This window comes from Dyadobacter ginsengisoli DSM 21015 (assembly GCF_059568735.1).
The window spans coordinates 400745-422858 of sequence record NZ_JCANTY010000001.1 but is presented as its reverse complement, the minus strand read 5'-3'; the positions used below and the strand labels follow the sequence as shown (position 1 = coordinate 422858).

The 22114-nt window shown below is 51.3% G+C and carries 16 protein-coding genes; 6 read left to right on the top strand and 10 right to left on the bottom strand.

The annotated features are described in order from the left end of the window. Window position 1: 1 nt before the first annotated feature. A complete protein-coding gene (locus tag BP71_RS01365) occupies window positions 2-3592 on the bottom strand; it encodes a histidine kinase (RefSeq protein ID WP_496375804.1) in 3591 nt (1196 codons plus the stop codon). Window positions 3593-3941: 349 nt separating this feature from the next. Between BP71_RS01365 and BP71_RS01360 the strand changes: the two genes are divergently transcribed. Then, window positions 3942-4646, top strand: a complete 705-nt coding sequence (locus BP71_RS01360; RefSeq protein ID WP_496375802.1) for a DKNYY domain-containing protein — start codon at window positions 3942-3944, stop codon at window positions 4644-4646. A gap of 247 nt (window positions 4647-4893) precedes the next feature. Here the strand turns inward: BP71_RS01360 and BP71_RS01355 are convergent, their stop codons facing one another. Further along, complete coding sequence (locus BP71_RS01355; protein WP_496375800.1) at window positions 4894-5274, bottom strand: hypothetical protein; 381 nt, start codon at window positions 5272-5274, stop codon at window positions 4894-4896. A 268-nt stretch (window positions 5275-5542) separates the two neighbouring features. Here BP71_RS01355 and BP71_RS01350 point away from each other — a divergent pair, with 268 nt between their 5' ends. After that, a complete protein-coding gene (locus tag BP71_RS01350; protein ID WP_496375798.1) occupies window positions 5543-6736 on the top strand; it encodes an MFS transporter in 1194 nt (397 codons plus the stop codon). Window positions 6737-6800: 64 nt separating this feature from the next. Here BP71_RS01350 and BP71_RS01345 read toward each other — a convergent pair whose 3' ends face one another. The 4 genes from BP71_RS01345 to BP71_RS01330 all read right to left on the bottom strand — a co-directional run bounded on the left by BP71_RS01345 (window position 6801) and on the right by BP71_RS01330 (window position 13873). Then, the gene (locus BP71_RS01345; protein ID WP_496375796.1) at window positions 6801-8552 is read right to left on the bottom strand and encodes a SusD/RagB family nutrient-binding outer membrane lipoprotein; all 1752 of its coding nucleotides are present in this window, start codon (window positions 8550-8552) and stop codon (window positions 6801-6803) included. A gap of 11 nt (window positions 8553-8563) precedes the next feature. Further along, the gene (locus BP71_RS01340; RefSeq protein ID WP_496375794.1) at window positions 8564-12145 is read right to left on the bottom strand and encodes a SusC/RagA family TonB-linked outer membrane protein; all 3582 of its coding nucleotides are present in this window, start codon (window positions 12143-12145) and stop codon (window positions 8564-8566) included. 49 nt (window positions 12146-12194) lie between these two features. Beyond that, entirely contained in the window at window positions 12195-13229 is a 1035-nt protein-coding gene (locus BP71_RS01335) for a FecR family protein (protein ID WP_496375792.1), read from the bottom strand. 68 nt (window positions 13230-13297) lie between these two features. Then, the gene (locus tag BP71_RS01330; RefSeq protein WP_496375790.1) at window positions 13298-13873 is read right to left on the bottom strand and encodes an RNA polymerase sigma-70 factor; all 576 of its coding nucleotides are present in this window, start codon (window positions 13871-13873) and stop codon (window positions 13298-13300) included. Window positions 13874-14242: 369 nt separating this feature from the next. Between BP71_RS01330 and BP71_RS01325 the strand changes: the two genes are divergently transcribed. The 3 genes from BP71_RS01325 to BP71_RS01315 all read left to right on the top strand — a co-directional run bounded on the left by BP71_RS01325 (window position 14243) and on the right by BP71_RS01315 (window position 17379). Beyond that, window positions 14243-14773, top strand: coding sequence for a hypothetical protein (locus BP71_RS01325; protein WP_496375788.1), 531 nt, complete (start codon window positions 14243-14245; stop codon window positions 14771-14773). Window positions 14774-15030: 257 nt separating this feature from the next. Next, complete coding sequence (locus tag BP71_RS01320; RefSeq protein WP_496375786.1) at window positions 15031-16377, top strand: DUF6055 domain-containing protein; 1347 nt, start codon at window positions 15031-15033, stop codon at window positions 16375-16377. Window positions 16378-16485: 108 nt separating this feature from the next. Further along, window positions 16486-17379: an ATP-grasp domain-containing protein gene (locus tag BP71_RS01315; RefSeq protein WP_496375784.1), complete on the top strand. Its 894-nt coding sequence runs from the start codon at window positions 16486-16488 to the stop codon at window positions 17377-17379. A gap of 80 nt (window positions 17380-17459) precedes the next feature. On the opposite strand, the gene BP71_RS01310 is transcribed toward BP71_RS01315, so the two are convergent. Then, window positions 17460-18290: a universal stress protein gene (locus BP71_RS01310; RefSeq protein WP_496375782.1), complete on the bottom strand. Its 831-nt coding sequence runs from the start codon at window positions 18288-18290 to the stop codon at window positions 17460-17462. 4 nt (window positions 18291-18294) lie between these two features. Then, window positions 18295-19323, bottom strand: a complete 1029-nt coding sequence (adhP, locus tag BP71_RS01305) for an alcohol dehydrogenase AdhP (RefSeq protein ID WP_496375780.1) — start codon at window positions 19321-19323, stop codon at window positions 18295-18297. A 187-nt stretch (window positions 19324-19510) separates the two neighbouring features. On the opposite strand from adhP, the gene BP71_RS01300 reads away from it, so the two are divergent. Further along, window positions 19511-19684, top strand: coding sequence for a hypothetical protein (locus BP71_RS01300; RefSeq protein WP_496375778.1), 174 nt, complete (start codon window positions 19511-19513; stop codon window positions 19682-19684). On the opposite strand, the gene BP71_RS01295 is transcribed toward BP71_RS01300, so the two are convergent. Then, the gene (locus tag BP71_RS01295; protein WP_496375776.1) at window positions 19674-20828 is read right to left on the bottom strand and encodes a DUF4932 domain-containing protein; all 1155 of its coding nucleotides are present in this window, start codon (window positions 20826-20828) and stop codon (window positions 19674-19676) included. The two genes, BP71_RS01300 and BP71_RS01295, sit on opposite strands and share 11 nt — an antisense overlap. 114 nt (window positions 20829-20942) lie before the next feature. Further along, window positions 20943-22052 (bottom strand): helix-turn-helix domain-containing protein, encoded by a 1110-nt coding sequence (locus tag BP71_RS01290; protein ID WP_496375774.1) that lies wholly within the window; start codon window positions 22050-22052, stop codon window positions 20943-20945. Window positions 22053-22114 lie beyond the last annotated feature (62 nt).

Sequence of the window (22114 nt, the reverse complement as noted above, 5' to 3'; positions counted from 1 at the left end):
TCTAAGGTTGATATAAATAGGTGGACAATTCTATTCTGACCAGCGTTCCTGCGGGATTCCCGTCAGCATCATAACGGTCTATTATTTCCAGCCGGGCATGATTGCCCTGGCGTGCCAAAACATCGATCCTATCCTCGCAAATACGCAACCCACGCGATTCATGTTCCCGTGTACGTGAGGAATTTTGTTTCATTTCAGCAGATTTTTTTCTTCCTATCCCATTGTCTTCGATTTCACAGGCAAACTGCTCAGCCCCAATCGGCACAAAACTGATCCTCAGATGCTTGTCTCCTTTTTTATGCATCAAACCGTGCCAGAGGCCATTTTCCACAAAAGGCTGCAGCAGCATCGAAGGAAGCCGCACATAATCCTCTTCCAACTCGGGATCAATGTCAAGGGAATAGGTAAATCCCTGCCCAAACCGCATTAATTCCAGTTCAAGGTACAGTTCGAGCACATCTTTTTCCTCCGCAATGGTGACCAGGTTCCGTCCTGAGTTATTCAGGACCAGCCTGAAAAGCTTAGCGAATTTATTCAAATACTTGCTGGCTTCATTGTATTTGCGTGTGACGATACATTCCTGGATGCTGTTGAGGCAGTTGAATATGAAATGCGGGTTCATTTGTGCACGAAGGGCCATGAGTTGACTCTCGGCCAGCATGGTATTGATCCGCAGCAACATGATCTCCTGGCGCTCGGCCTGCGCCCGCGCCATGGCCTCGGTAATTTTGTTCGCACTGATCGCCGCAATCGTCGAAATAGCCCTGATGTGGTCGTTATTGTAAAAATGCTTACGCGGATGTTCCGAATCGATCACCCCGATGACGTGTCCTTCGTGCAGAATCGGCACGGCCAGCTCCGAGGACCTTGCCTGGTCATCGACAATATACCGGGGATCTTTGCTGGTATCACCGATCAGTTGCGGTACGCCGGTAGCTGCCGCAGCGCCGACGATCCCCTGCCCCACCGGAATTTCAATCGGGTTCAGGATTTCGTATTCCTTCGGGCTTTTCGGGCCGTAAGCTGCCTTCTGGATCAGCGTCCCGGTCTCTTTGTCCAACAGATATACCACACAATCTTCAAAATGCAGTTTGGAAATACAATTCCGCGCAATGTCCCAGCATATCTCGTTGACCGAATTGTCACCATAAACGCTGTTGGCAAAATACTCAATGGTCTCATCCAGATCTTTTTTACGTAGCCGCTGGGTGTATAACTTGTAAATCCAGAACAATCCGGCGACCAATGCCATCGCACAGAAAACAAAAAACCACCAGGTTTGCCACCAGTGCGGCAGCACCCGAAGCGTCAGTCCTCCGGCACGTTTCATCCAGCGCCCGTTTTCATCCGTGCTGCGCACTTTAAAAACATAGGTCCCGGGGAGCAGATTGGTATACGAAGCTGTAATGGACCGCCCGGCCATTACCCAGTCATCGTCCAGTCCTTCCAGCTGATAACTATATTGAAGTGAAGGGATATCGCGGTGGCTCAGCGAAGCATATTGAAAAGTCACAAAGGATTCATTCGGATTGACTTCCAACACATTGCCTTTTAATTCACTCAACTTTTCCTGCCCAAAAATCTTGACTGAGGTAATGGCAGGAGGTCGTTGAACCGGCACCGAAGCGAAGTGTTTCGGATTGATCACCACCACATGGTCCAGCATCACCGCATAGATTTTCCCAGCGGCTACGGTAACATAGTTCCAATAGTCCTGCATGGTTTTCCCAAGATCGATCTCCACTTTGCTGACGGCATTGCTCACGGGGTCGTAAGCAACCAATCCCTCCCGACTGGCGCCCCATAACACCCCATTGTCATCGATATCCATCGACGCAATCTGCCCGTAAGGCAACCCGTTGGCAGCATTCACGCTTCGGATAACAGTTCCCCGGCTATCAATCTTGAGAATACCCCTGCTTCCGGCCGCGACCCAGATGTCTCCAACTTTGCTCTGCCGTATTTCATAAATATATTCCCCTGCCAGCTCGGGCGCGAGCGCCAGCGAAAAATGCTCCCGGGCATGCTCATAGCGCAAGAGCCCCCTCCCTTCCATGGCGAAAAGAATATCTCCGTTGGAAAGCGTATAAAATGCTCCCGCTTCTGTAAAATCAAACCGGCCATATGCCGGATCTGTCCCGTCGAAGCGTGTGCAGATGTTACGCTCAACATCGTAGCGGTAAATGGCGTCGTCCTTGATCTGGAACCAAATATTGCCTTTCCTGTCCGTGAAGACAAAACCAGCCTGGCGCGACGGACTACCCGGTTTGATTTGCTCGAAACGTTCCAGAGCTTTCTTGGAAGGCCCTAGGGAATAAATACCGTCATAACCGGCGAACCACCAGGTGTCGCCGGCTTTTGCCGCCATCACAAACCGATTGTTTCGGAGTATCTTGTCTGAGGCGGTAAATCGCTTGTAAGTACGATCGTCGGTATCGTAAAACACCACGCCGTCTTCTTTGCAGGCAACAATCACCTTTCCTTCCACGGTAATCGAATTGGTATGCGCAAATCCGGTTTCGAGGAAAAATGGAAAGCTGGGCAACTTGTAAATTGCCTCGATCGGGTTTTTCGGAGGAGTCTTGCTGACCCCATTGATCGTAGCCAGCCATACATTACCCTGCGTATCCGAAATCGCATCACGGAAATGCCCGTACGCAATGGTGTAGGCCTGATCCTGGCTGTATTCTATTTTGCGAAACGGCTGACCGGGTTCCTTTAAGAAAGCGGCATAAACCCATGTTGAAACCCAAAGACGGTCTTGGCGGTCGACGAACAGGTAATTACAACCTTCGCCAATCTGTTTGCCGTCAAGTTGATGGTAGGTATCCAGCTTTCCAGTTCGGGAGTTCCAGTAGTTCAGGGAGGGTTGCGCATCACATCCATACCAGAGATTGCCTTGTTTGTCCACAGCGATCGCATTGACGTTCTGCGAATCCAGGAGCGGGATGTGCAAGGGATTACGGGCATTGTAATAGATCCGGTTCGTCAGGCAGTCAATGAACATGGGTGTGTTACCTGCTATCCAAAAGCCATTTCTCGATGCGTCAAAAACCATGGCCGATAGGTGAAAATCCTTGAAAGGAAATGCCCTGGCCGCTGGGAATGCATCCGTTAGTGGAACTACTTTTTGACCATCAAAGATGTAAATCGCACTGGAAGTCCCGATCCAGGTCCTGTTTTGCCTGTCAGCCTTTACCGTCACAATATCCTGCTCCGAAAGGCTCGCGAAGCGCGGGTCTCTGCTGAATTTTCCTGATTTTTTATCAAAAAGGACAACTCCTTTACGCAAACCGAGTAATAGCGTATCGCCCGTTCCAATGGGATGAATTGCATTGACGTAATATCGCTGCGCGATCTGGGGATCAAGAAAACGCCGCACGACGGCGCCGTCATACCGGTCGAGACCATTAGCAGTACCGATCCAGAGAAATCCGGCCGGATCCTTATAAAGACATCTCACCTGTTTGGCACTCAGTCCATCCTGCCAGCGTATATTCTGAAACAGTGTCTGTGCGCTCAAACTGCCATCCGAAAACCAGAGGCAGATAATGGAAATGGCCCATACAATTCTTCGTAGGAACAATATCACAGCTCGCTATATTCTTTGATGATTCGTGCTAAGATGCGCTATAAGTAGGCCAAATACGTCAATTCTGTACAATCGTACTATATGACTTATTTATCGGTGCAATTCGGCGAAAAATCGTAACAAAGGCAGAATCCGCGGCCTGGACACGGTCAAACAAACGAATTTACCGGTAAATAGTCTAAAATAACCGTTACCTCATTAAATATGGTGGTTACTCATCACGGTCTGCACTTTTGTTGCACCAATCCAACGCCATGAAAAATAAAAACCAAAGGGGAATCCGACGCGTACTCTGATACGCCGGATTTCCTTCCCGGTGCCACTATTCACAACCTCATCCTATTTAGTCATGCTGATATTACTAATGATAGCCAGTGTCATTCTGGTGATCGTGTTTGCAAACCTCTGCTTATTACTGCCATCTTCTGAAACGGCCGCTCCCGCTCCTTCCGCGGAAGGTTACCACATTGAAAACAAACAGGTTTATTTCGCAGGAATCTATGGCCGGTTAAGTCCTGTGGAAGAGGCTCACGCGAAAACATTTCAGGTCCTTGCCGCCGGGTATGGCCGAGCTTTGGCTTGTTCTCCCTATGCCAGGGACTTTCAGCATGTATATTATGAAGGAAAAAGCATTGAAGGGGCCAATCCTGTCCATTTCCAGGTCCTTGGGCCCGACCTCGGACGGGATGACCAGAATGTATTCAAGGCGTGTCGGCTGCTCTCCGGCGACGTAAAGAATTTTAAATGCCTGGATGCCCGGCTGAGTAAAGACAGCCACCGCGTCTTTTTCGACGACAGAGTGATTTCCGAAGACGCAAACAATTTCAGATTTGTATGTAAGTGGCAGAAAACCTGCATCTACAAGGACCGTACCAGGGTATTTGTCAACGGAAAAGGTTATCGCGTCGCGGACATCGACACCTTCGATTACGCAGGTAACAACCTTTTTTCAGATCTCCACCAAACCTACCGGTTCAATGGCAATGACTTTCAGACAATTCCGCAGCGATCGGGATTAAAGTTCATGACGCATTTAGAGCCTGTACTGGCGTGAAAGGGCTATTGAGGCCGCTACTTCCCCATTCAGAGTTTGTCGTCTCCGCAAACTATTTGAAAATCGTTAATGCTAACGAAATGATGATTTAGGACGCACAAGAAAAGCGTTCAATGAACGAAGCAAGAGTTTAAAGCGGTGGCTCCGAAAAAAATCGGATGGCCCAGGTCATAACGTAACAAGGCGGTGATTGCTCACCGCCTTGTTACGTTTAACACAGTTACATTAACGACCTGAACTACCTGTCCTACTTCACCCGTTTGGCAGTCGCATCGAACATATTCATCATGTTTCCTTTGAGGTTATCGTCATCAACTTTCGAGAGGTCGAGTGTGACGTCATATCCCTGAGCCGAAAAGCCGATCATGATCTTGTCCCCGTTTTCTTCAATACTGGTAATAGCGATTTTTTCAGCGCCCGGATCAGCTGCATTAGCCAGCTGGCCACTGAGTTTGCCATCGGTCCTGGTCAGCTCGGCCAACAGTTTGGAATCGCCATTTGGCGTGCCCATAACGGTGATTTCCCACTTTCCGGCGAAGAATTCCGCAGGGGCGCTCGTCTGAGCGACGGTACTGAACGCAACGCCCAGCATCAGGAAGATCACGATAATAGAATTAATCCTTTGCATAGTTATGATGATAAAAGTGAACAATACCGCCCCTGGCATTTACACAAAACCCTCTGGCACGGCTTCGGAAGCAAAGGTAAAGAAGAAATGTTTTTATTGTCTATTAATTAGACAATAATTTTTTTACAATTATTTAGTAGCTGAATACAACACAAACTAACACTATTTGTCCGGTCTGCCCCCTTACAAAGTCTATTTTGCCCGCCACAGGCTATACACCACGATGTTAACTTTGAAAACTGTAAACGATACCCCAAAAGCCATGAAAATGAAAACGGCCGAATTTATCACACTGTCGGCCTGCACCATGACGCTCACTGCCCTCGGCATCGATATCATGCTTCCGGCTTTCGGGGAATTGCGCCGGCATTTCGGGCTTAGCGCAGACTCGACCGCTACCGCTCAAATCATCTCCTTCTTTTTCATGGGCCAGGTTGCTCAAATCGGCTTCGGCGCACTTTCCGATCGTTTCGGACGGGTTGCGATTTTGCGGGCAGGCTTCCCGCTTTATATTGCTGGTGGCATCGTCGCTGCCCTGTCTTCCACCCTTGAACTTATGCTTGCCGCCCGATTTGTGGCCGGAATGGGCGCATCCGCGGTATTTATGACGACCATTGCAGGCGTCCGCGACCGGTTTGTTGGTGACGAAATGGCCCGGATCATGTCGCTGATCTTCACGATATTCCTTTTTACGCCAGTGGTGGCACCGTTTTTGGGAATGGCGATCCTGAAAGTTTCATCCTGGCAGATGGTATTCTCTACACCGCCGTTGTTCGCTGTCGCTGTGTTCGTTTGGTCGCTCCGCCTGGAAGAATCCCTGCCTGCCGACCAGCGCGTGGCATTGGATCGCGCTACGTTCGGCCAGTCCATCATGCAGGTGGTCAGGAATAGGACTTTTCTCCGCTACACCATCGTTACTACACTTCTTTTTACAGGACTGAGCTCCTATGTGGCCAGCTCCGAACATATTGTTGGCGAAATTTATGGTAAGCCCGAACTCTTTGCCTGGATATTTGCAGGCATGGGTCTGCTGATGTCTCTCTGTGCATTATTCAATTCACGTCTTTCTTCCCGGATCGGGGCCAGAATTGCAATCAAATGGCTACTGGGCGCTTATACCACTATCGGGGGCATTCTCCTGCTATTCACCTGGATCGTTGGTGATCCGCCTTCCATGCTTCCGTTTTTTCTGGGTGTAGCCACCCTCATGGCCATTAACCTGGCCATTGAACCCAATAGTAGCGCACTGGCTCTGGAACCGATGGGAAAGATGGCCGGTATGGCTTCTGCGGTTTACGGAACTGCTTTCTTTTTCGTTGGGGCTTCGCTCGGTTCTGTGATCAGCGCATTGCTGGGCGATAGTGTCTTTCCACTGGTCGTCAGTTACTTTGCGATTGGTGTTGGCGCGACGTTACTGGTCTTCGGTGACCGTCGCGTTGCCGGCAGCCGTGGGAAGTCCTAAGGCCTGCTCATAGCCGGAAGATAAAAAACGAGGCCATTTGGTTCAACAAATGGCCTCGCCGGTATTACCAGGGCTTGGATGTTCCCTGTAATAACCACATTTTGGACCATTGGTCATTGGCGGCCGGACTCAGCCGTGAGATCGCCTGGCTGGTATTGGCCGGATTGTAGTTCAGTTCGCTTTCGCCGTAGCTGTATCGTACCGGGATCTTGCTTCCCATCGCTGCGTTGATAATGTTCTTGCCAAGGTCCGGAAAGCCGGTACGCCGCCAGTCGAACCAGGCTTCAATTGTCGCGAATGCGGACAGCCACTTTTGCTGCATTATAAATTCAAGCGGGTTCGCCGTTGTTTTGAATTCCGTTTGCATTCGCTGGATGAAGGCAGTCTGGTCAAAAGCCTGCGTTGCATGGGTTACGGGATTATACACTTTCAGGTCGCCATTGGCAATGCCGTATTGTATCAGCGAAGCCTGAATACCCGCCGCAGCAAACGCCCACCCGTCACCGGCTATCCAGCCTTTCAGTGCAGCCTCCGCCAGAAGGAAATTGACTTCCGCCGCCGAAATCATCACGGATTTGACCAACGGATGGGTATTGGTCCGGTACATCGTGCCCAGATAAGAGGCAAACGGGTTGGCAGCACCACTATTATAGATCGCCGCATTGAGTGCAACCGCCTGGGTGCGATGCGCCGCAGTATTACTATTATAACCATCCGGATCCGTCAATGCGATTTTCAAACCGACATACAGTGAAGTATCGATGCCTGACTGATAGGATTTCAGATATCGCTTGATCACGCCAGCGGCATCTTTGGCAATCACAACGTCGGCTCCTTTGTCACGTACAAGCGTTTGTACTTCCACCGGACGGAACCATACTGTTAATCTCGGATCCAGCCGTGTTTTCAGGTAATCGACCATGGTGGCTCCGGCTTTGACACGATAAAACTCCGACTCTGTCGTCGTGACGAGCGGGCCCTGTGTCCAGGAATCGTTCACATTCGTGCCGGGAAAACCAACGGACGCATCGTCCGCCGATCCTGTCATCAATGGGTATGTGGCCGGGTCTGCGACAATCTTCGCAAAATCCGCACTGACATTCACACCAGCCGTACTCATATCAGCCGCTTTTTCAGACAACCGCATGAGGTAGCGCAAGCGCAGCGAATTGGCAAATTTCCGCCATTTCAACAGATCGCCGCCGTAAAGAATATCAGCCTTTTTCATCACCGCCGAACTGACACTCCCGGCTTTCTGCAATGCCGCATTGGACGCTTCGAGGTCTTTAAGCAGGCCTGCAAAAACGTCTTTCTGAGTATCGAATGCGGGTTGCAGATTGGAAATCCCTTTAAAAGCCTCCGAATAAGGCACGTCACCCCACATCGAGGTCTGCAGGCCAAACCAGAAAGCCTGCATCACCTTTGCCGTTCCCCTGATAAAAAGGGAGTCGACGTTGCCGGCTGCCCGGGTTTCGAGGTAGGCCGCATTGGCCAGTGGCTGATGGAGGTTGCGGTAGTCGAAAGACAGCGATGACCAGGCAAACTGATTGGTAATGGAGTATTCCAAAAAATCGCGCTGGGTGTATTGCATGGCTTCCGGAATTACCCGCTGAGTCACATTGCCGGCAAACGCTACATCACCGAGCTCGGAAGCAGTGCCGGAAAGCACGGAGGTGAGTAAATATGCCGGATTGACCTTGTCGTCGGTCAGTTCATTGGGGTTCTGGTTGATCTCGGTCAGGTCCTGGCAACCCGGCAGAAGCAGTGCCAGCAAACCGGCAAAACCCGAAACGCGAAGTCTGTATAGAGTGGTCATGATCGCCTGCATTAGAATTGAACATTTAACTTAAGTCCCACGGACATGGTGGTCGGATAGAACGAGGCGCGATCAAAACCGATCAGATAATTGGAAGTGGTCGCGAACTGGTCGTTGGTATTCATCATGGTTGTCTCCGGGTCCAAATGGTTTTTGGCCTTGGTCCAAAGCATGATATTGCGTGCAAAAACGGACAGGGTAATACCGCCTGAGGCAATGGGACGTGCCAGGGCATCGGGTAGTTTGTAGGCAACAGCCAGCTCCCGCAGTTTTATAAACGAGGCATCATAGATCCACGACTGAACGCCCCGGCTCCAATAACCCGATCCGGGATCCGCAATGAGGTCGCTGCGGAAGTATTTGGTGCCGGGCCCGCCGAAATTTTCTACGTATTCCCCGTTTGCACCCGCGATCACGCCCGGGAAGAATGCGCCGTTCGCGACGGTACCGCCGTACTCAAAGCCGCCAAGCTCGGCATTACGCCCGCCCACGTACGTAAGCCCATCCATCGCATTGTACCTGCCCGGGTTGCCTTTGATCTCTGCTGCCAGTTTCTGGTTATCACCGTTAAAAGAATTATTGCTCAGAATGCCGGTGAATGTGCTCGATCCGTCTCCCTTATACCAGCCGTCCTGCCGTCCGTCACGGGTCAGGCGCTTCATACTTTCAGAGTAATATTCACCGCCCTGCCGCCAATCAATGCTCGTCGAAAGCGTGAACCGCTTGTAGGTGAATGTGCTTTGAAACCCGAGGGTAAAATCGGGCATGACGTTACCCAGTTTAATGTTTTTCAAACCCTGCTGCACATAGCCATTGTTGTTGAGCAGCGGCCAGCCGGCATACTCGCCTTCGGTGACGCGGACCACGTCGGGCCCCCACAGGTCGCCCACGGTTCCACCCAGGACGGTTTGGCTGTATATGTTGTTCCGCGACCAGAACTGAAAATTGCTCACCCCTTCCGGCAACGCAGTCAGCTTGCTCTTTTCCTTTGTGAAATTGAATGCAAAATTCCAGGACAGATCCTTCTGCTGTAACGGTGTTACCTGCAAAGACAACTCCACGCCCCGGTTCCGGACAATTCCGGCGTTCACGTTAGCCGCAGTAAACCCGGTCGAGCCGGAAACTGAAATACCGGTGATCTGCTTTTCGTTGCGCACATTGTAGTAGGTCGCATTCAGGCCCAGTCTTTTTTTGAAAAAAGCCACATCTAACCCCACTTCACTCGAAATAATACTCTGGGGCAACAAATTACTGGTTGGTGTCGTCGAGGGTAGCGAGTAAGTGGTATGCTCCCCCCAGGTCGACCGGTTCAACGTCATCGCCAATTTGTAAGGGTCGGTATCCTTTCCCACCTTAGCCCATCCCCCGCGCGCTTTGATCATGGACACGTACTCCGGCATTTTCACCAGGTCCGAGACAATCACGCTCAATGACGCCGAAGGATAAAAATACGACCGGTTGTCGACCGGCAGTGTACTCGACCAGTCGTTTCTTCCCGACAATTCCAGGAAAACGGCATCCCTGAAACCCAATGACGCCGTGGCGTACAGGCTGTTAATCCGCTTGTTGATCCGGGTTGCTGTGTAGTTCACAGACGCCCTGTCGATGTTCGAAGCGGTGTACAGCCCTGGCAGCACATAAGCCTGCCCGGTAATCGTGGAGAATGAATTGTTCTGAAAAAACAAGTTTCCTCCTGCCGACGCATCGAACGAAAAGGATTGGGCCGATTTCTTATAGTTCAGGAGGAAATCGGTGTTGATCTCCTGGAAGTTCCTGGAAATATGAGAATAGCCACCTTTGGGAAGCGCTTTTTCCGACAACGCCGTGCGGTTCTCAGTCTGGTAGGCCTCGTTGAACCCGCCGATACGCGTCATCAGACTCAGGTCATCGGTAATATTGTAATTAAGCCTGATGTTCCCATATGGCCTTACCTTTCTAAATGTATTGATATTTTCATTAACTGTAAACCAGGGATTATTGAAACCATTTGCCCAAACGTTCTGCTTCGCGTCTTTATCAGCCCAATAGCTTTTCAGATCATTGATATCCAGCCAGTTTGGTGTAAAATAAAGATCTTCATAAGGATAATTGTCATAAGACAAGCCCCGGAAATTGTCGGATCCGGAATTGAGATAATTGAAACTTGCCGCAACACTCAGCCGGTTGGTAAAATTGTAGGAAGCAGAAAGCGCAATGGCATCTTTTCGCAGGTTGCTTTCAGGATAAACGCCTTTTACACGCGTATCGGAAAGAGACAGCGAAAAGCTGAGTTTTTCGTTGGTGTTCGAAAGCGTTATGTCGTTGACAAAACTGTTTCCCACCGTTACAAAGTCCTTTACATTGTCGGGATGGGCCGTTAACGGCGTCGCCTGCCCATTGGTACCAAACCTTGCGACGGATGTGCCCATTTCCGGCCCCCACCAGAGATTGCTGGCCTGGTTGAATGCCCCATTGGACCCGGTAGCAAACCGCTGCTGGATAGGCACATACTGATAGGGAATGCTGGCGGTATACGCAGAGTTTACACTGAGTCCCAAACCCTTTCTGCCCTTGTTACCACTTTTCGTCGTGATCAGCAGCACACCGCTTCCTGCGCGAGAGCCGTATAATGCCGCTGCACTGGGCCCTTTCAGAATGTTGACGCTCTCGATGTTGTCGGCACTCAGGTCCGAGAGCACGCTTACATCCGTACCGGTAGGCAACCCATCCACGACGATCAGCGGTGAGTTGTTACCCGACAGCGAAGTAAACCCGCGGATCAGCACGATGGGATCGCTGTTGAGATCGGGAGTCGTGTTGATGACCCTTACACCGGAAACCTTTCCGGTGAGCCCATTCACTACATTATCCTGCGGGACCCTCGTCAGTTCCTCGCTTTTGATCTCCCCGACTGCATATCCCAAAGCCTTTTTGCTGCGCTGCAAACCCAGGGCAGTCACGACCACCTCGTCTAGCGATTTGTTGTCCTGTACCAGGCTTACCGCAACCTCGCTTTCGTTGGTAACCGCCATTTCGTGGGAAAGATATCCGACAAAAGAGAAGACCAGAATTACCTCTCCATCCGGGATTTCGAGCTGAAACCGCCCGTGTTCATCGGTAGTCGTCCCCCGCTGCATGCCTTTGATCAGGATGCTGACGCCGGGCAATGGTTGTGCGAGATCGTCTGTCACCCTGCCGGTGATGCGGCGATCGGCATCCGCCTGTTGCAAGACGGACCGGGCACTATCCGCTGGTGCAGACGAGACCGGAACACTCAGGATAATCCGCCTGCCCACACTCTTGTAACTGACACGATCCGGGAAAAAGAGCTCATCGAGGATTTGCGCGAGTGTCTTGTCTACCGAACTGACCGTTGCCCTGCGATGTACGGGAATAGAACGGGAGCTATATACGAAGCTTACTTTTGCCTCGGCTTCCAGCCTGTCCAGGATCGCCTTAATGCGGGCCTGCTTCATCTGTACATTGACTTTGGCATAAAGCAGGTCCTGTGCCTGTCCATGGCCCTCACCGGGCGGCCTCAAGGCCAGCAAGGGCAGCAACATCAGGGCATACGCGAGCCTTCCGAAAGACATGCGCCGTCTTCTTGTTTTCATACATTTTAATGTTTTAGGTTAATGGGCTAATCCCGGACTTTTCCGGAAGTTATAGATGGGGCGGTGCGGCGCCGGACAATGGCGCGCAGCCTCCGCCGTGGATCAGGACGCCATGCTGATCTACCGTAAACCGCGCATTCAGGGCACTGGTAATGATTTCGAGCTGGTTGGACAATGATTCTCCCGACAGATCCGCGGTGACCGGACAATTCAGCAATTCGGATCGCACCGTGCGGATCTGCACGGCATATTCCTTTTCCAGGAACGCGATGACCTCTTTCAGCGGCCTGTCGCTAAATATAAATGTACTTGCGGCCACAGGTTCGGCGGTTTTTTGCGGCTCATTGACAAGACCTACCACCAGAGCCTGCTGACCAGCCTGGTAGGTCGCTTTCAGGTTCGCCGTCAGGACAACCTGATCAGTTCCCGGTCGGATATGCGCACCACTGTTTAGTAAATGCACCTGAACTCTGCCGGAAATAACCTCCACCTGCGTGGTACCCGAGGTTTGGCTGACAGTGAATTCAGTACCGAGCACTTTGGTCTGTATGCCGCTGGCGTTCACAATGAACGGGACCATTTTGTTTTTGGTAACCGAAAAGAATGCATCTCCTTTCAGACTCACCGTCCTCGTAGCCACATTAAAATCGGCGCCATAAGAAATACGTGCGCCAGGTTCCAGAACGATTTTACTGCTGTCGGGCAACAGTACCGGCATTTCGGTAACGGTATTGTTTTCTCTGGTGACAGCGCTGCGCGATGCCTCCCCGGACGCCTGCATATCACGCATCAGGAAATGGTAACCCAGAAAGCCACATACCAGAAAGAGCGTAGCGGCGATACCATAAATGTAGCGGTAGTTCCACCCGGCAATTGCTTGCTGCCCCCTGCTTCCTCCACCGGTACGTGCATTTATTTTGTTCCAGACCTTCTCGCCGGCCCCCGCTTCCCTCCCGGGATCCACGTCTGGATCGTCAAGGGATTCATACCACGTTTCCATTGCTTCCTGTTCGGTGTCGCCGGACTGCCCGTTCCGGAACCGGGCCAGTATTTTCAGGAAACCATCGGTAGGATTGAATGCCATGTTGAAGGGGGCGGTTTAATGACAGGACGTTTCAGCGGAAAATCACCGCAAATGGTGAAGTATTTTTTTTAAAAAGAATGAAACAGGAGCCAAAGCGGCAGAAAATCTTTCAGGCACTTTCGCATCGTCCGCAGCGCTACGGTGATGTGATATTCGACCGTCCGTTTGGGAAGTTGAAGGATACCGGATATTTCGTCGGCCGACAGAAAGTCCACCCGGTTGAGCCTGAAAATCTCCTTTGTTTTGTCGGGCATTTCGGCTATTCCGGCCTGTATTGCTTCATTAAGCTCATGTAGCGCCATCCATTCTTCGGTCACATTACCATAAGCTTCGCCACTACCGGCAAACTGGCGGGCATAGTTTTGCCGGACAACCTGCGCCCGGATATGGTCCAGCACGTGATTACGTACCGACCGCAACAGGTAATTCCTCACCTGCCCGATAGCGAGACGCCCCCTGTTCTCCCACAATCCTACAAAAATGTCCTGGACAACTTCCTCGGCAATATCGCGGTCGTGCAGTTTCCGGACGGCGAGCCGGTACATTTCTTCCTGATAACGATCATATAATGTCTTGAATGCAGCCCTGTCGCCGCGCGCAATGGCCAAAACCAGTTCTGTGTCATTATCCTGAAAAGGGCTCATGAAGTCGGTGGGGATACGCTAAGACAAGATCGTAAAATTAGATGGTCAGTATTATCAATTTATTAATCCGCCGTTATGGTCGTGTTAAGACACTTCACTTCAGGCCGAAACTCTGCCCCTCCACCACATTCCGACATTCTATTACGGCAAAAAAACAGATTTGTACGCCTTTGAACATAACATTTTGTTGGAACAGCTTTTTCGGGACTCAGGGCCAAAACCGCCAACGGGTGGCATTCAGATTGCCAGAGAAGTGACACCGTTTAATAAATACCTCTCAGGAACATGCGAAAAAATCCTTCTCAAGTGCCCGAATTTTGATATAATAAACTGATTTTCAGACAATACAATCCAATTCCTCTTCGCAAAATGACTCAACTCCTCTCCCCCGCTCACATCGTGACCGCAAGCCTAACCTTTGTTCTCCTGGCGATATTTGTCATTACAAAGCTCGTGCATAAGCCACGACTCTACCAGACGTCACTGGAAGGTGCCAAGGAAGCACTTGTCCATATCCAGGAATGGGCGAAATGGATTTCAGGGATACAAACTCTGACCATTGCAGGCCTCGCCTGGCTTGTCACGGATGATGGCCGAAGGATAACCCTTGAAGGATGTTACCAATGCTTTTTCGCGATTTTGGCTTTCGTCTGCATCGGCTTTGCCCTCTATTGCAGCGCCTGGATACTTGCCTCTGTGCCCTTGCAATCGATCCGGATTCATTCCCATTCCAACCCGGCCAACAAGCTCCGCAGCTATTTCGATGTTTACGAACAAAAACTTCTGGGAACAAAAGGACCAACGCTGGGCTATGTGCTCACCCTGAACCATTGGTACTGGGGAGTTGGATTACTCAGTTTCGGTATTTTAATCGCGATCAGACTTTTTTCACCGATGTGACAAGCGATCTGATCCATTTTCCTGGTGTTTTAAATCGTTGACCCGGTGGCTGCGGATCGCAATTCAGGAAGGTATTTTTCCAAAATCTGTGCGGTGAAAGCTTAGTATTCTTAACCGGAGGATGGATCGGCGCAGACGTTTGGTGGATGTTAACCATTTCGTGACCAATTTTAACAGGTCGGTTCAAGGATGTAAAAAGGATATTCAAAAGGGTATATTTTGCATGATCAATCCTAACCTGTTAACGCATTCAGTTTATGAAAGGCTACCTACCCCTTCCATTCTTTCTGCTGACATTACTCTCTATTTCTCCCTCATGCCGCGATGTACATGCGCAGGCCGCCTCCGCGGACGAAAAGGAATTGTATATCCCGGCCAAGGCCATGCGTGTGCCCGACGGCAACGACTACAACAATGAGGAAAGCGAGTTCAGCTACAAACGGATGATGCAATCGCCGAATATCGCGATTTTCTGGCACAAGGAATTTGGCGCCGATCCGATGCAGAACAGCGACACTACCAAACGATTTGACGTCCACGCCGCGCTGAAAGAGTGTGAGCGATTTTATGATTATTATGTCAATGATTTAAAGATTGTTCAAAAAGGAAGCTCGCTGACAGATCGTTATAAAATGATCCTGTACGTGATCGGCGGCAAGGAACAGACTGCATTTGGTGGTGGTGTGGAGAATAAAATAGGTATTCTCTGGACGCCCGCTGTGCGTATGAGCAAGGCTCCCTACGGTGCACTGGCGCATGAGCTGGGCCACGCGTTCCAGTACATGTCGCGATCCGACAGCAAAGCCGGTCCGCGCGGCCCGATCATGGAAATGTCGGCACAATACATGCTATGGCAGGTGTATCCTGAATGGATGACCTTTGAAAACTACCATTTGGTGAGCTACCTGAAAAAGACGCATTACGCCTTTTTGCATCCACAGAACATGTACCATTCGCCTTATGTGCTGGAATACTGGTCTGAAAAGCATGGAAAGGAGTTTTTCGGTAACCTGTGCCGGGCCACGCAGGAGGGGGAAGATCCTGTCATGACCTACAAAAGGCTCAATGGGCTTAGCCAGGACGCATTCAATGACGAAATGTTCGATGCGGCCGCCAGGCAGATCACCTGGGATCTGAAAAGGATCGAAAAAGTAGCTGCCCGGTATGCGAATCAGCATTCGGCCAAGCTGAATGCCACGGAAAACGGCTGGTATCGGATCGACTCCGTTAACTGTCCGCAAAACTATGGCTATAACGGAATACCATTGACTGTGCCGAAAGCCGGAAAGGAGGTTACGGTAGATTTCAAGGGCATTGCGGGGGAGAAAGGTTATAGTGCCGTCAAGACGGATCAGGCCGGATGGCGGTACGGTTTTGTCGCTTACGATCAGGAGGGGAAGCGCATTTACGGGAAGGTGTCACGCGAGCCGAATGGCAAGGCGAGAATCAAGGTTCCCGCAGGTACCAGAAACCTCTGGCTGGTTGTCGCCGGAGCGCCGGCCACGCATTGGCCCGTGCCGTTCGGGAGACAGAATACGACCATACGGGAGGAACAATGGCCGTATCAGATCAAGTTGACAGGCACATCCCTCGTCGCACGCTGAGCCATCACCGCCGCTAAACTGCGTTTCCCGTCCCGTTTTTTCAGACCCAGGGGAAACGATTGTTTTCAAATTACTGTAATTACAATGAACAAACCATTACAGTGACGCATGCAGTTCAGGATTGCCTACATTACCTACGGCGGGACACTTAAATACAGCTCCGCCAATAATTTTAACGAAACCACCGACTTACTGCCATTTCTGCAAAACAAGGGACTCGACATTGCCGCGGAGATCTGGGACGACCCGAATGTAAATTGGGAACAGTACGATATCGCCCTGCTGAAAACGCCCTGGGATTATCACGAGAAGTACGAAGAGTTCAAGCGATGGCTTGACAAAATCGAATCGCTGGGCATCAAGCTCCTGAATGACCTTGGGACCGTCCGGTGGAATATGGATAAGCACTATTTGTCCGATATAGCCAATGCCGGTTTTGACATCATCCCCTCCCTTTTCATTCACCGGGGCTGGACAGGGGATTTGCAGACCTGGTTTGAAAAGTTAGATTCCGATGAGCTGATCATCAAGCCATGTGTCAGCGGCGGCTCACGGGATACTCTGGCGCTCAAAAGCACCCAGGCGACCGTGGACAGGGATCGCGTACACGACCTCATTTCCCGCGGAGACTTTATTGTTCAGCCATTGATGCCGCAAATCCGCGAGGGAGAATGGTCGTTTATTTTCTTCAATGGCAGTTATAGCCACACGGTCGTCAAGAAACCGAGGTCCGGCGACTTCCGGGTACAGCAAATTTTCGGCGGCAGTATCGAAACTGTTTCCCCTGATCAGGAGCAGATTGAACTTGCGGCGAGCTATGTTTCAAAATTTGCGCAGGATACACTCTACGCACGCGTAGATGGCCTCATGGTGGATGGCAGATTTGTACTGATGGAGCTGGAACTCATAGAGCCATTTCTTTACCTTTCCTACGACGCCGGGGCCGTAGACCGCTACTCCGATGCATTGACGGAACAACTCGCCCTTGCCCTGGGGGGCTGATATTTGACGAGCGAAACCGCAGCGCATCTCAGGAATAGCTCTCTGTCGCCGATCGACGTAATGGTAATTGCGGAGTGAAGTCAATGCGTCCGGGCTACCGGCAACTCCCGGATGGTGGAGGTCCATACAGATACACGACTGTGGTTCACGACGTCCGCAGCGATGCTATGGCCATACATTTGTCCGGGATCTTTTTCACCATGCGTACAGATCGCGATCAGGTCTGCACCCGCCATTCCCGCATAGCGAAGTATCCCGTCCGCTTCATCTTCAGCCCGTTCCTCTGCCACCGTAAAATGACGTAACCCGAGTTCCCTGCCAAACTCACGAAGGTGCGCCATCACCTGGTCGCCACCTGAGCTGTGCCCGGTAACCACATGCAGCAAATGCCACTGGGCTTGAACAGCGCTGAGCAGGGGCTCCATGCTGGCAGCCATGGCCGCCGGGTCCTCCCGAAGGTCGACGGGGATCACCACGTTACGGATCTGTCCGCTATAAGCCTGCTCCCGTATGGTCACCACCGGCACCGGCGAAGTCCGGACGATTTTTTCGGCATGCGAACCCATGAAAAGTCCGTCCCAGCCCCGCGATCCCCTGGTTCCCAACAGGACCATGCTGATCGTCTCCTCTCCGATTACTTCAAGTACGGTATTTACAAAACGCCCCTGACGTACGATGTGCCGAACAGGCGTTATGATCGCCAGTTCGCGGATTGCCTCCTCCAACATGCGGGAAGCGGCAGGGCCCTCGTCCGGAATCACCGGGACTTCACCGGCATCGGACACCGTCAACACGACCAGTTCGCAATTCCTGTCGCGGCAAAGCCGCGAGGCGAAGCGCAGGGCATGCAACGACGGCGGTGAAAAGTCACACGGAATGAGAATTCGTTGGTTAAAGTTTTCTAAATCCATTCTGTCAGCTCATTTTCATCACGACACGCCCTTCGATCCGTCCTGCTTTCATATCTTCAAAAATTGTATTGATATCATCCAGCCGAGCCGTATGAACGATGGCCTTCACTTTGCCTTCCAATGCAAAACCGACAGCCTCCTGCATATCTTTCCGCGTACCCACGATGGAGCCTCGGATCGTATGGCGGTTCAGCACGGTATCGAAGATCGGCAGGTCGAAGCTGCCAGGAGGCAGGCCTGTGAGCGCCATGGTGCCTTTCCGCCGGAGCATGGAAATTCCCTGCCTGAATGCCGTCGGTGACACAGCCGTTACCAGTACACCGTGCATGCCTCCTGTTTCCTTTTTCAAAAATGCGCCCGGGTCTTCCTCCAGTGCATTCACGGTCAGGTCCGCGCCCAGCCTCGACGCCAGTTCCAGTTTATCTGCGCTCACATCGATCGCCGCCACATGCATACCCATTGCTTTGGCATATTGCACGGCCAGGTGACCCAGTCCGCCAATGCCGGAAACAGCCACCCACTCCCCTGCCCGGGTTTCGGTCTCCTTCAGGCCTTTATAAACGGTAACCCCGGCACAAAGGATCGGTGCCATCCCCACCATGTCGGTGTTGGCAGGCAGGTGAGCGACGTACCTGGCATCAGCCAGAACGTATTCCGCATAGCTGCCGTCCACACTGTATCCACCATTCTGCTGCGCGTCGCACAGGGTTTCCCAACCGGTAATGCAAAATTCGCAGCAGCCGCAGGCACTGTAAAGCCAGGGAACACCCACGATGTCTCCTTCGCGGATCCCGGTCACTTCCGCCCCAATCGCGGCAACGTAGCCAATCCCTTCATGCCCCGGCACCAGCGGAAGTTTAGGTTTGACCGGCCAATCGCCGTCGGTAGCATGCAGGTCGGTATGGCATACACCGCTGGCGACCACTTTAACCAATAGCTGATGGGGCCCGGGGCGTTTCACTGCCATTTCTTCTATCTGTAACGGCTTGCCAAATTCACGGACTACCGCTGCCTTCATCGTTTCTGGGAGCATACAAGTAATTATTAATGAATGAATACCGCCAAAGATCAGCACAAAACCGGCGGCCGATTATGACGAAAGTCATCTTATTGGATGACTTTCCTTTTCACCGCCATGCCGAATTTGCAGGCTATTTTGATTTTTACAGTATCATTTATTTGATTATTATTGTATCAAATTACATTAACAATGTGCGGTCATGACTAACCAGCCAAACGGCAAGCAAATCGACAATGCCGTCCAGGTCCGGCTGGAACCGGGTGACGAGTTCCGGATCGGTGAGGACGGCCGGGCAGTCGTAAGGCGGAGCAATGGTGAAACAGAAGCACTTTTTCGGTCAGCGGAACAATCGATCATTCGTATTACGGTTTGATACTATTCTCATTTTCTAATCGTCGCATGGCATGCGCTACCGCACTGGCATAAGATATGTTTTGATTCGTATCGTACTTTTCAAGCTCTTCGACGATGACCGGCAGGTACACAAACTTCCTGTCTTTGAAATAGTGATCCATCAAATGTTCCGCCTCCTGCTTCCGGCCCAGATTACGTCCGATGACCACTTCTCCGGCACGGACAAAATGCTCATACAAACAGGCTTTCCAGCTCGTATATCCCTGATCGGCCATCGCTTCCGCGATCGGGCTAAAAAGCTTTTGCGCATTAGTAATCCGTTTTTCGGGAAGCTGGTCGACCGCCGGATTCACGAAGGAGTGGCCAAACTCATGTGTGCTCAGTTCGAGTAAATGGTTTTTATCATCAAAACCCATATCCAGGTTCGACGTGTCTGCGAACTGTGGTGGTGCGAACGCGCCGAATACATGTGACGCATGCGACTGATTGTTCTGGCTATACATGGCCCCGAAGCCCATTTGAGCGGGAATCGTAAGGCTTGGCACAAGGGTGTAGGAATCGAAATGGCCTTGGTAGAATGCCTCCATCGCGGGAATAAATGTGCTGTCCGGCAACCCTGCTTTTACCTGATAGACCGCGTTTTGATACAATCGACTGCTTTTCTCTAAATAAGCCCCAAAATCGACTTCCCGGTAGAGGGCGTTCATAGCTTCGACGAAAATGGCCGCGTTTTTGCGCGCTTCGACAGGGTCTTTGGTGGCTGAAAAGCGCTCGTAGTAGCCAATACCGATGCGGCTGTCCAGCGAGGCATCGGGAAAGTTTTTCAGCTGCAAAAGCAGGTTGATCAGGTAATCCAGCCAGATGTTTTCGGCAAACCCGATGACGACGGCCAGGTGTCTGCTGTTCTCATAGGCTTTATAACGCCGGTACAGGTCAAGCCCGTAGGCATAGCGCGCGCGGTTCTTAGCCGCATAATCAGGATTAGTTTCCGATTCCCGGCCTTCATAGCCCAAAAAGTAAACAAAGCCCAAAAGCTCGACATTGACATTGATCCGGATTTGAATCGGGTCCACAGAAGGACTATGCCGGGCTACGCAGGGTGCATTACCCCACGCACAGGAAAATAATAGGCAGGCAGCGGAAAGGAAAAGGTGTTTGAGCATACAATCGCCGTTTTGATTTGAATAATGAAAATCAAAACAAGCATTAACCCGCTTATCATGCGCCCGGACACGCGATTTCAGACGTCCGGAATCGCGATTCCGGACTGGTAATGCTCAGAAAGCCTGCGTTTGGGACTGGTTTTCCGAGGGCAGGTATTGGGACGGCGACTTCCCCGTGTGCTGTTTGAACACCTGGTTGAAAGTGGATTTTGAGCTAAAACCTGCTTCCAGCGCCAGGGCCAGGATGGTCTTGTGTTGCTCTTTGGGATCGCCCAGCTTCCGGATCACATCCGAAACACGGAAGTTATTGACAAACGTATTGAAATTGCAGCCGCAGTGGGTATTCACCAGATGCGAAATGTAACGCGATGGCAAGCGAAGCCGCGCGGCCACATCGTCGATCGTGAGTTTGGACTGCGTATGCAGCGCTCCCTGTTCAAAGGCAGCTCTCAACCGCCCCAGCTCGGCTCCGTCATCATACATTCCAAAATCCGGCTTTTCAGTGATTTTCGTCAAGGGCAGCATGGGCAATTGGAAAAAATCAGGATTGAGGTAGCCGGCATATCCCAGTACGAACAGGCATGCCGTCAGGAGCAATTCAATTTCCGAGAAAACCGGCCAACTTAGTACCACCCCTGCCGCCCAAAGTACTGTCAGAACCGAAAGGAAGCCGAAGACACCATAGCATTTGAGAAACTGACTGCCGCTCCACCTGACGCGCTGACGGCGAAAAGCGCTTTGTAACCGGATCAAACGTGCCCCATACACCGTCAGCACGGCAAACATCCCGATAATCGGCAACAGCTCCGTTACGAAAAACCAGACTGGATTTTGAAGCAAAGGCGAAACCCGTCCATGGCTATGATGCCAAAAGAACCGCCAGGTGCAGCTAATGGCGATTTCCAACGCAACCGGAAGAAAAAGAAACCAGTAACGCGCCCTGAATGTGTAGGTGGGCCGGGTTGAGAATTCCATAAAAAACCAGAGTGAAAGCGGAATGATCAGATAGCTCTGAAAATTCCAGAACGGGAACATACCGGGCCGGCTATGGTACCGCACCTGCATCCCCCAGGCATTCAGCAATTCCAGCGCGAGTACGTACACGATCAGGCCAAGGAACAAGCTGGCCCTCCGGCCACTTATTCCCCTCACAATCAACGCGAGGCTCAATATCATACCTTGCCCGAAAGCAAGAAGGTACAAGATCGCTTTCCAGTTATCCATGGGTTTGCTGACTATCAATATGCTCTGTTTACAAAGATATGCAATCGGCAGGTTTGTCACCC

Bases quoted from the DNA above. Each gene is read 5' to 3' on its own strand.
- BP71_RS01360 (WP_496375802.1), top strand. From the start codon at position 3,942: ATGCTGATATTACTAATGATAGCCAGTGTCATTCTGGTGATCGTGTTT.
- BP71_RS01355 (WP_496375800.1), bottom strand. From the start codon at position 5,274: ATGCAAAGGATTAATTCTATTATCGTGATCTTCCTGATGCTGGGCGTT.
- BP71_RS01350 (WP_496375798.1), top strand. From the start codon at position 5,543: ATGAAAACGGCCGAATTTATCACACTGTCGGCCTGCACCATGACGCTC.
- BP71_RS01345 (WP_496375796.1), bottom strand. From the start codon at position 8,552: ATGACCACTCTATACAGACTTCGCGTTTCGGGTTTTGCCGGTTTGCTG.
- BP71_RS01340 (WP_496375794.1), bottom strand. From the start codon at position 12,145: ATGAAAACAAGAAGACGGCGCATGTCTTTCGGAAGGCTCGCGTATGCC.
- BP71_RS01335 (WP_496375792.1), bottom strand. From the start codon at position 13,229: ATGGCATTCAATCCTACCGATGGTTTCCTGAAAATACTGGCCCGGTTC.
- BP71_RS01330 (WP_496375790.1), bottom strand. From the start codon at position 13,873: ATGAGCCCTTTTCAGGATAATGACACAGAACTGGTTTTGGCCATTGCG.
- BP71_RS01325 (WP_496375788.1), top strand. From the start codon at position 14,243: ATGACTCAACTCCTCTCCCCCGCTCACATCGTGACCGCAAGCCTAACC.
- BP71_RS01320 (WP_496375786.1), top strand. From the start codon at position 15,031: ATGAAAGGCTACCTACCCCTTCCATTCTTTCTGCTGACATTACTCTCT.
- BP71_RS01315 (WP_496375784.1), top strand. From the start codon at position 16,486: ATGCAGTTCAGGATTGCCTACATTACCTACGGCGGGACACTTAAATAC.
- BP71_RS01310 (WP_496375782.1), bottom strand. From the start codon at position 18,290: ATGGATTTAGAAAACTTTAACCAACGAATTCTCATTCCGTGTGACTTT.
- adhP (WP_496375780.1), bottom strand. From the start codon at position 19,323: ATGCTCCCAGAAACGATGAAGGCAGCGGTAGTCCGTGAATTTGGCAAG.
- BP71_RS01300 (WP_496375778.1), top strand. From the start codon at position 19,511: ATGACTAACCAGCCAAACGGCAAGCAAATCGACAATGCCGTCCAGGTC.
- BP71_RS01295 (WP_496375776.1), bottom strand. From the start codon at position 20,828: ATGCTCAAACACCTTTTCCTTTCCGCTGCCTGCCTATTATTTTCCTGT.
- BP71_RS01290 (WP_496375774.1), bottom strand. From the start codon at position 22,052: ATGGATAACTGGAAAGCGATCTTGTACCTTCTTGCTTTCGGGCAAGGT.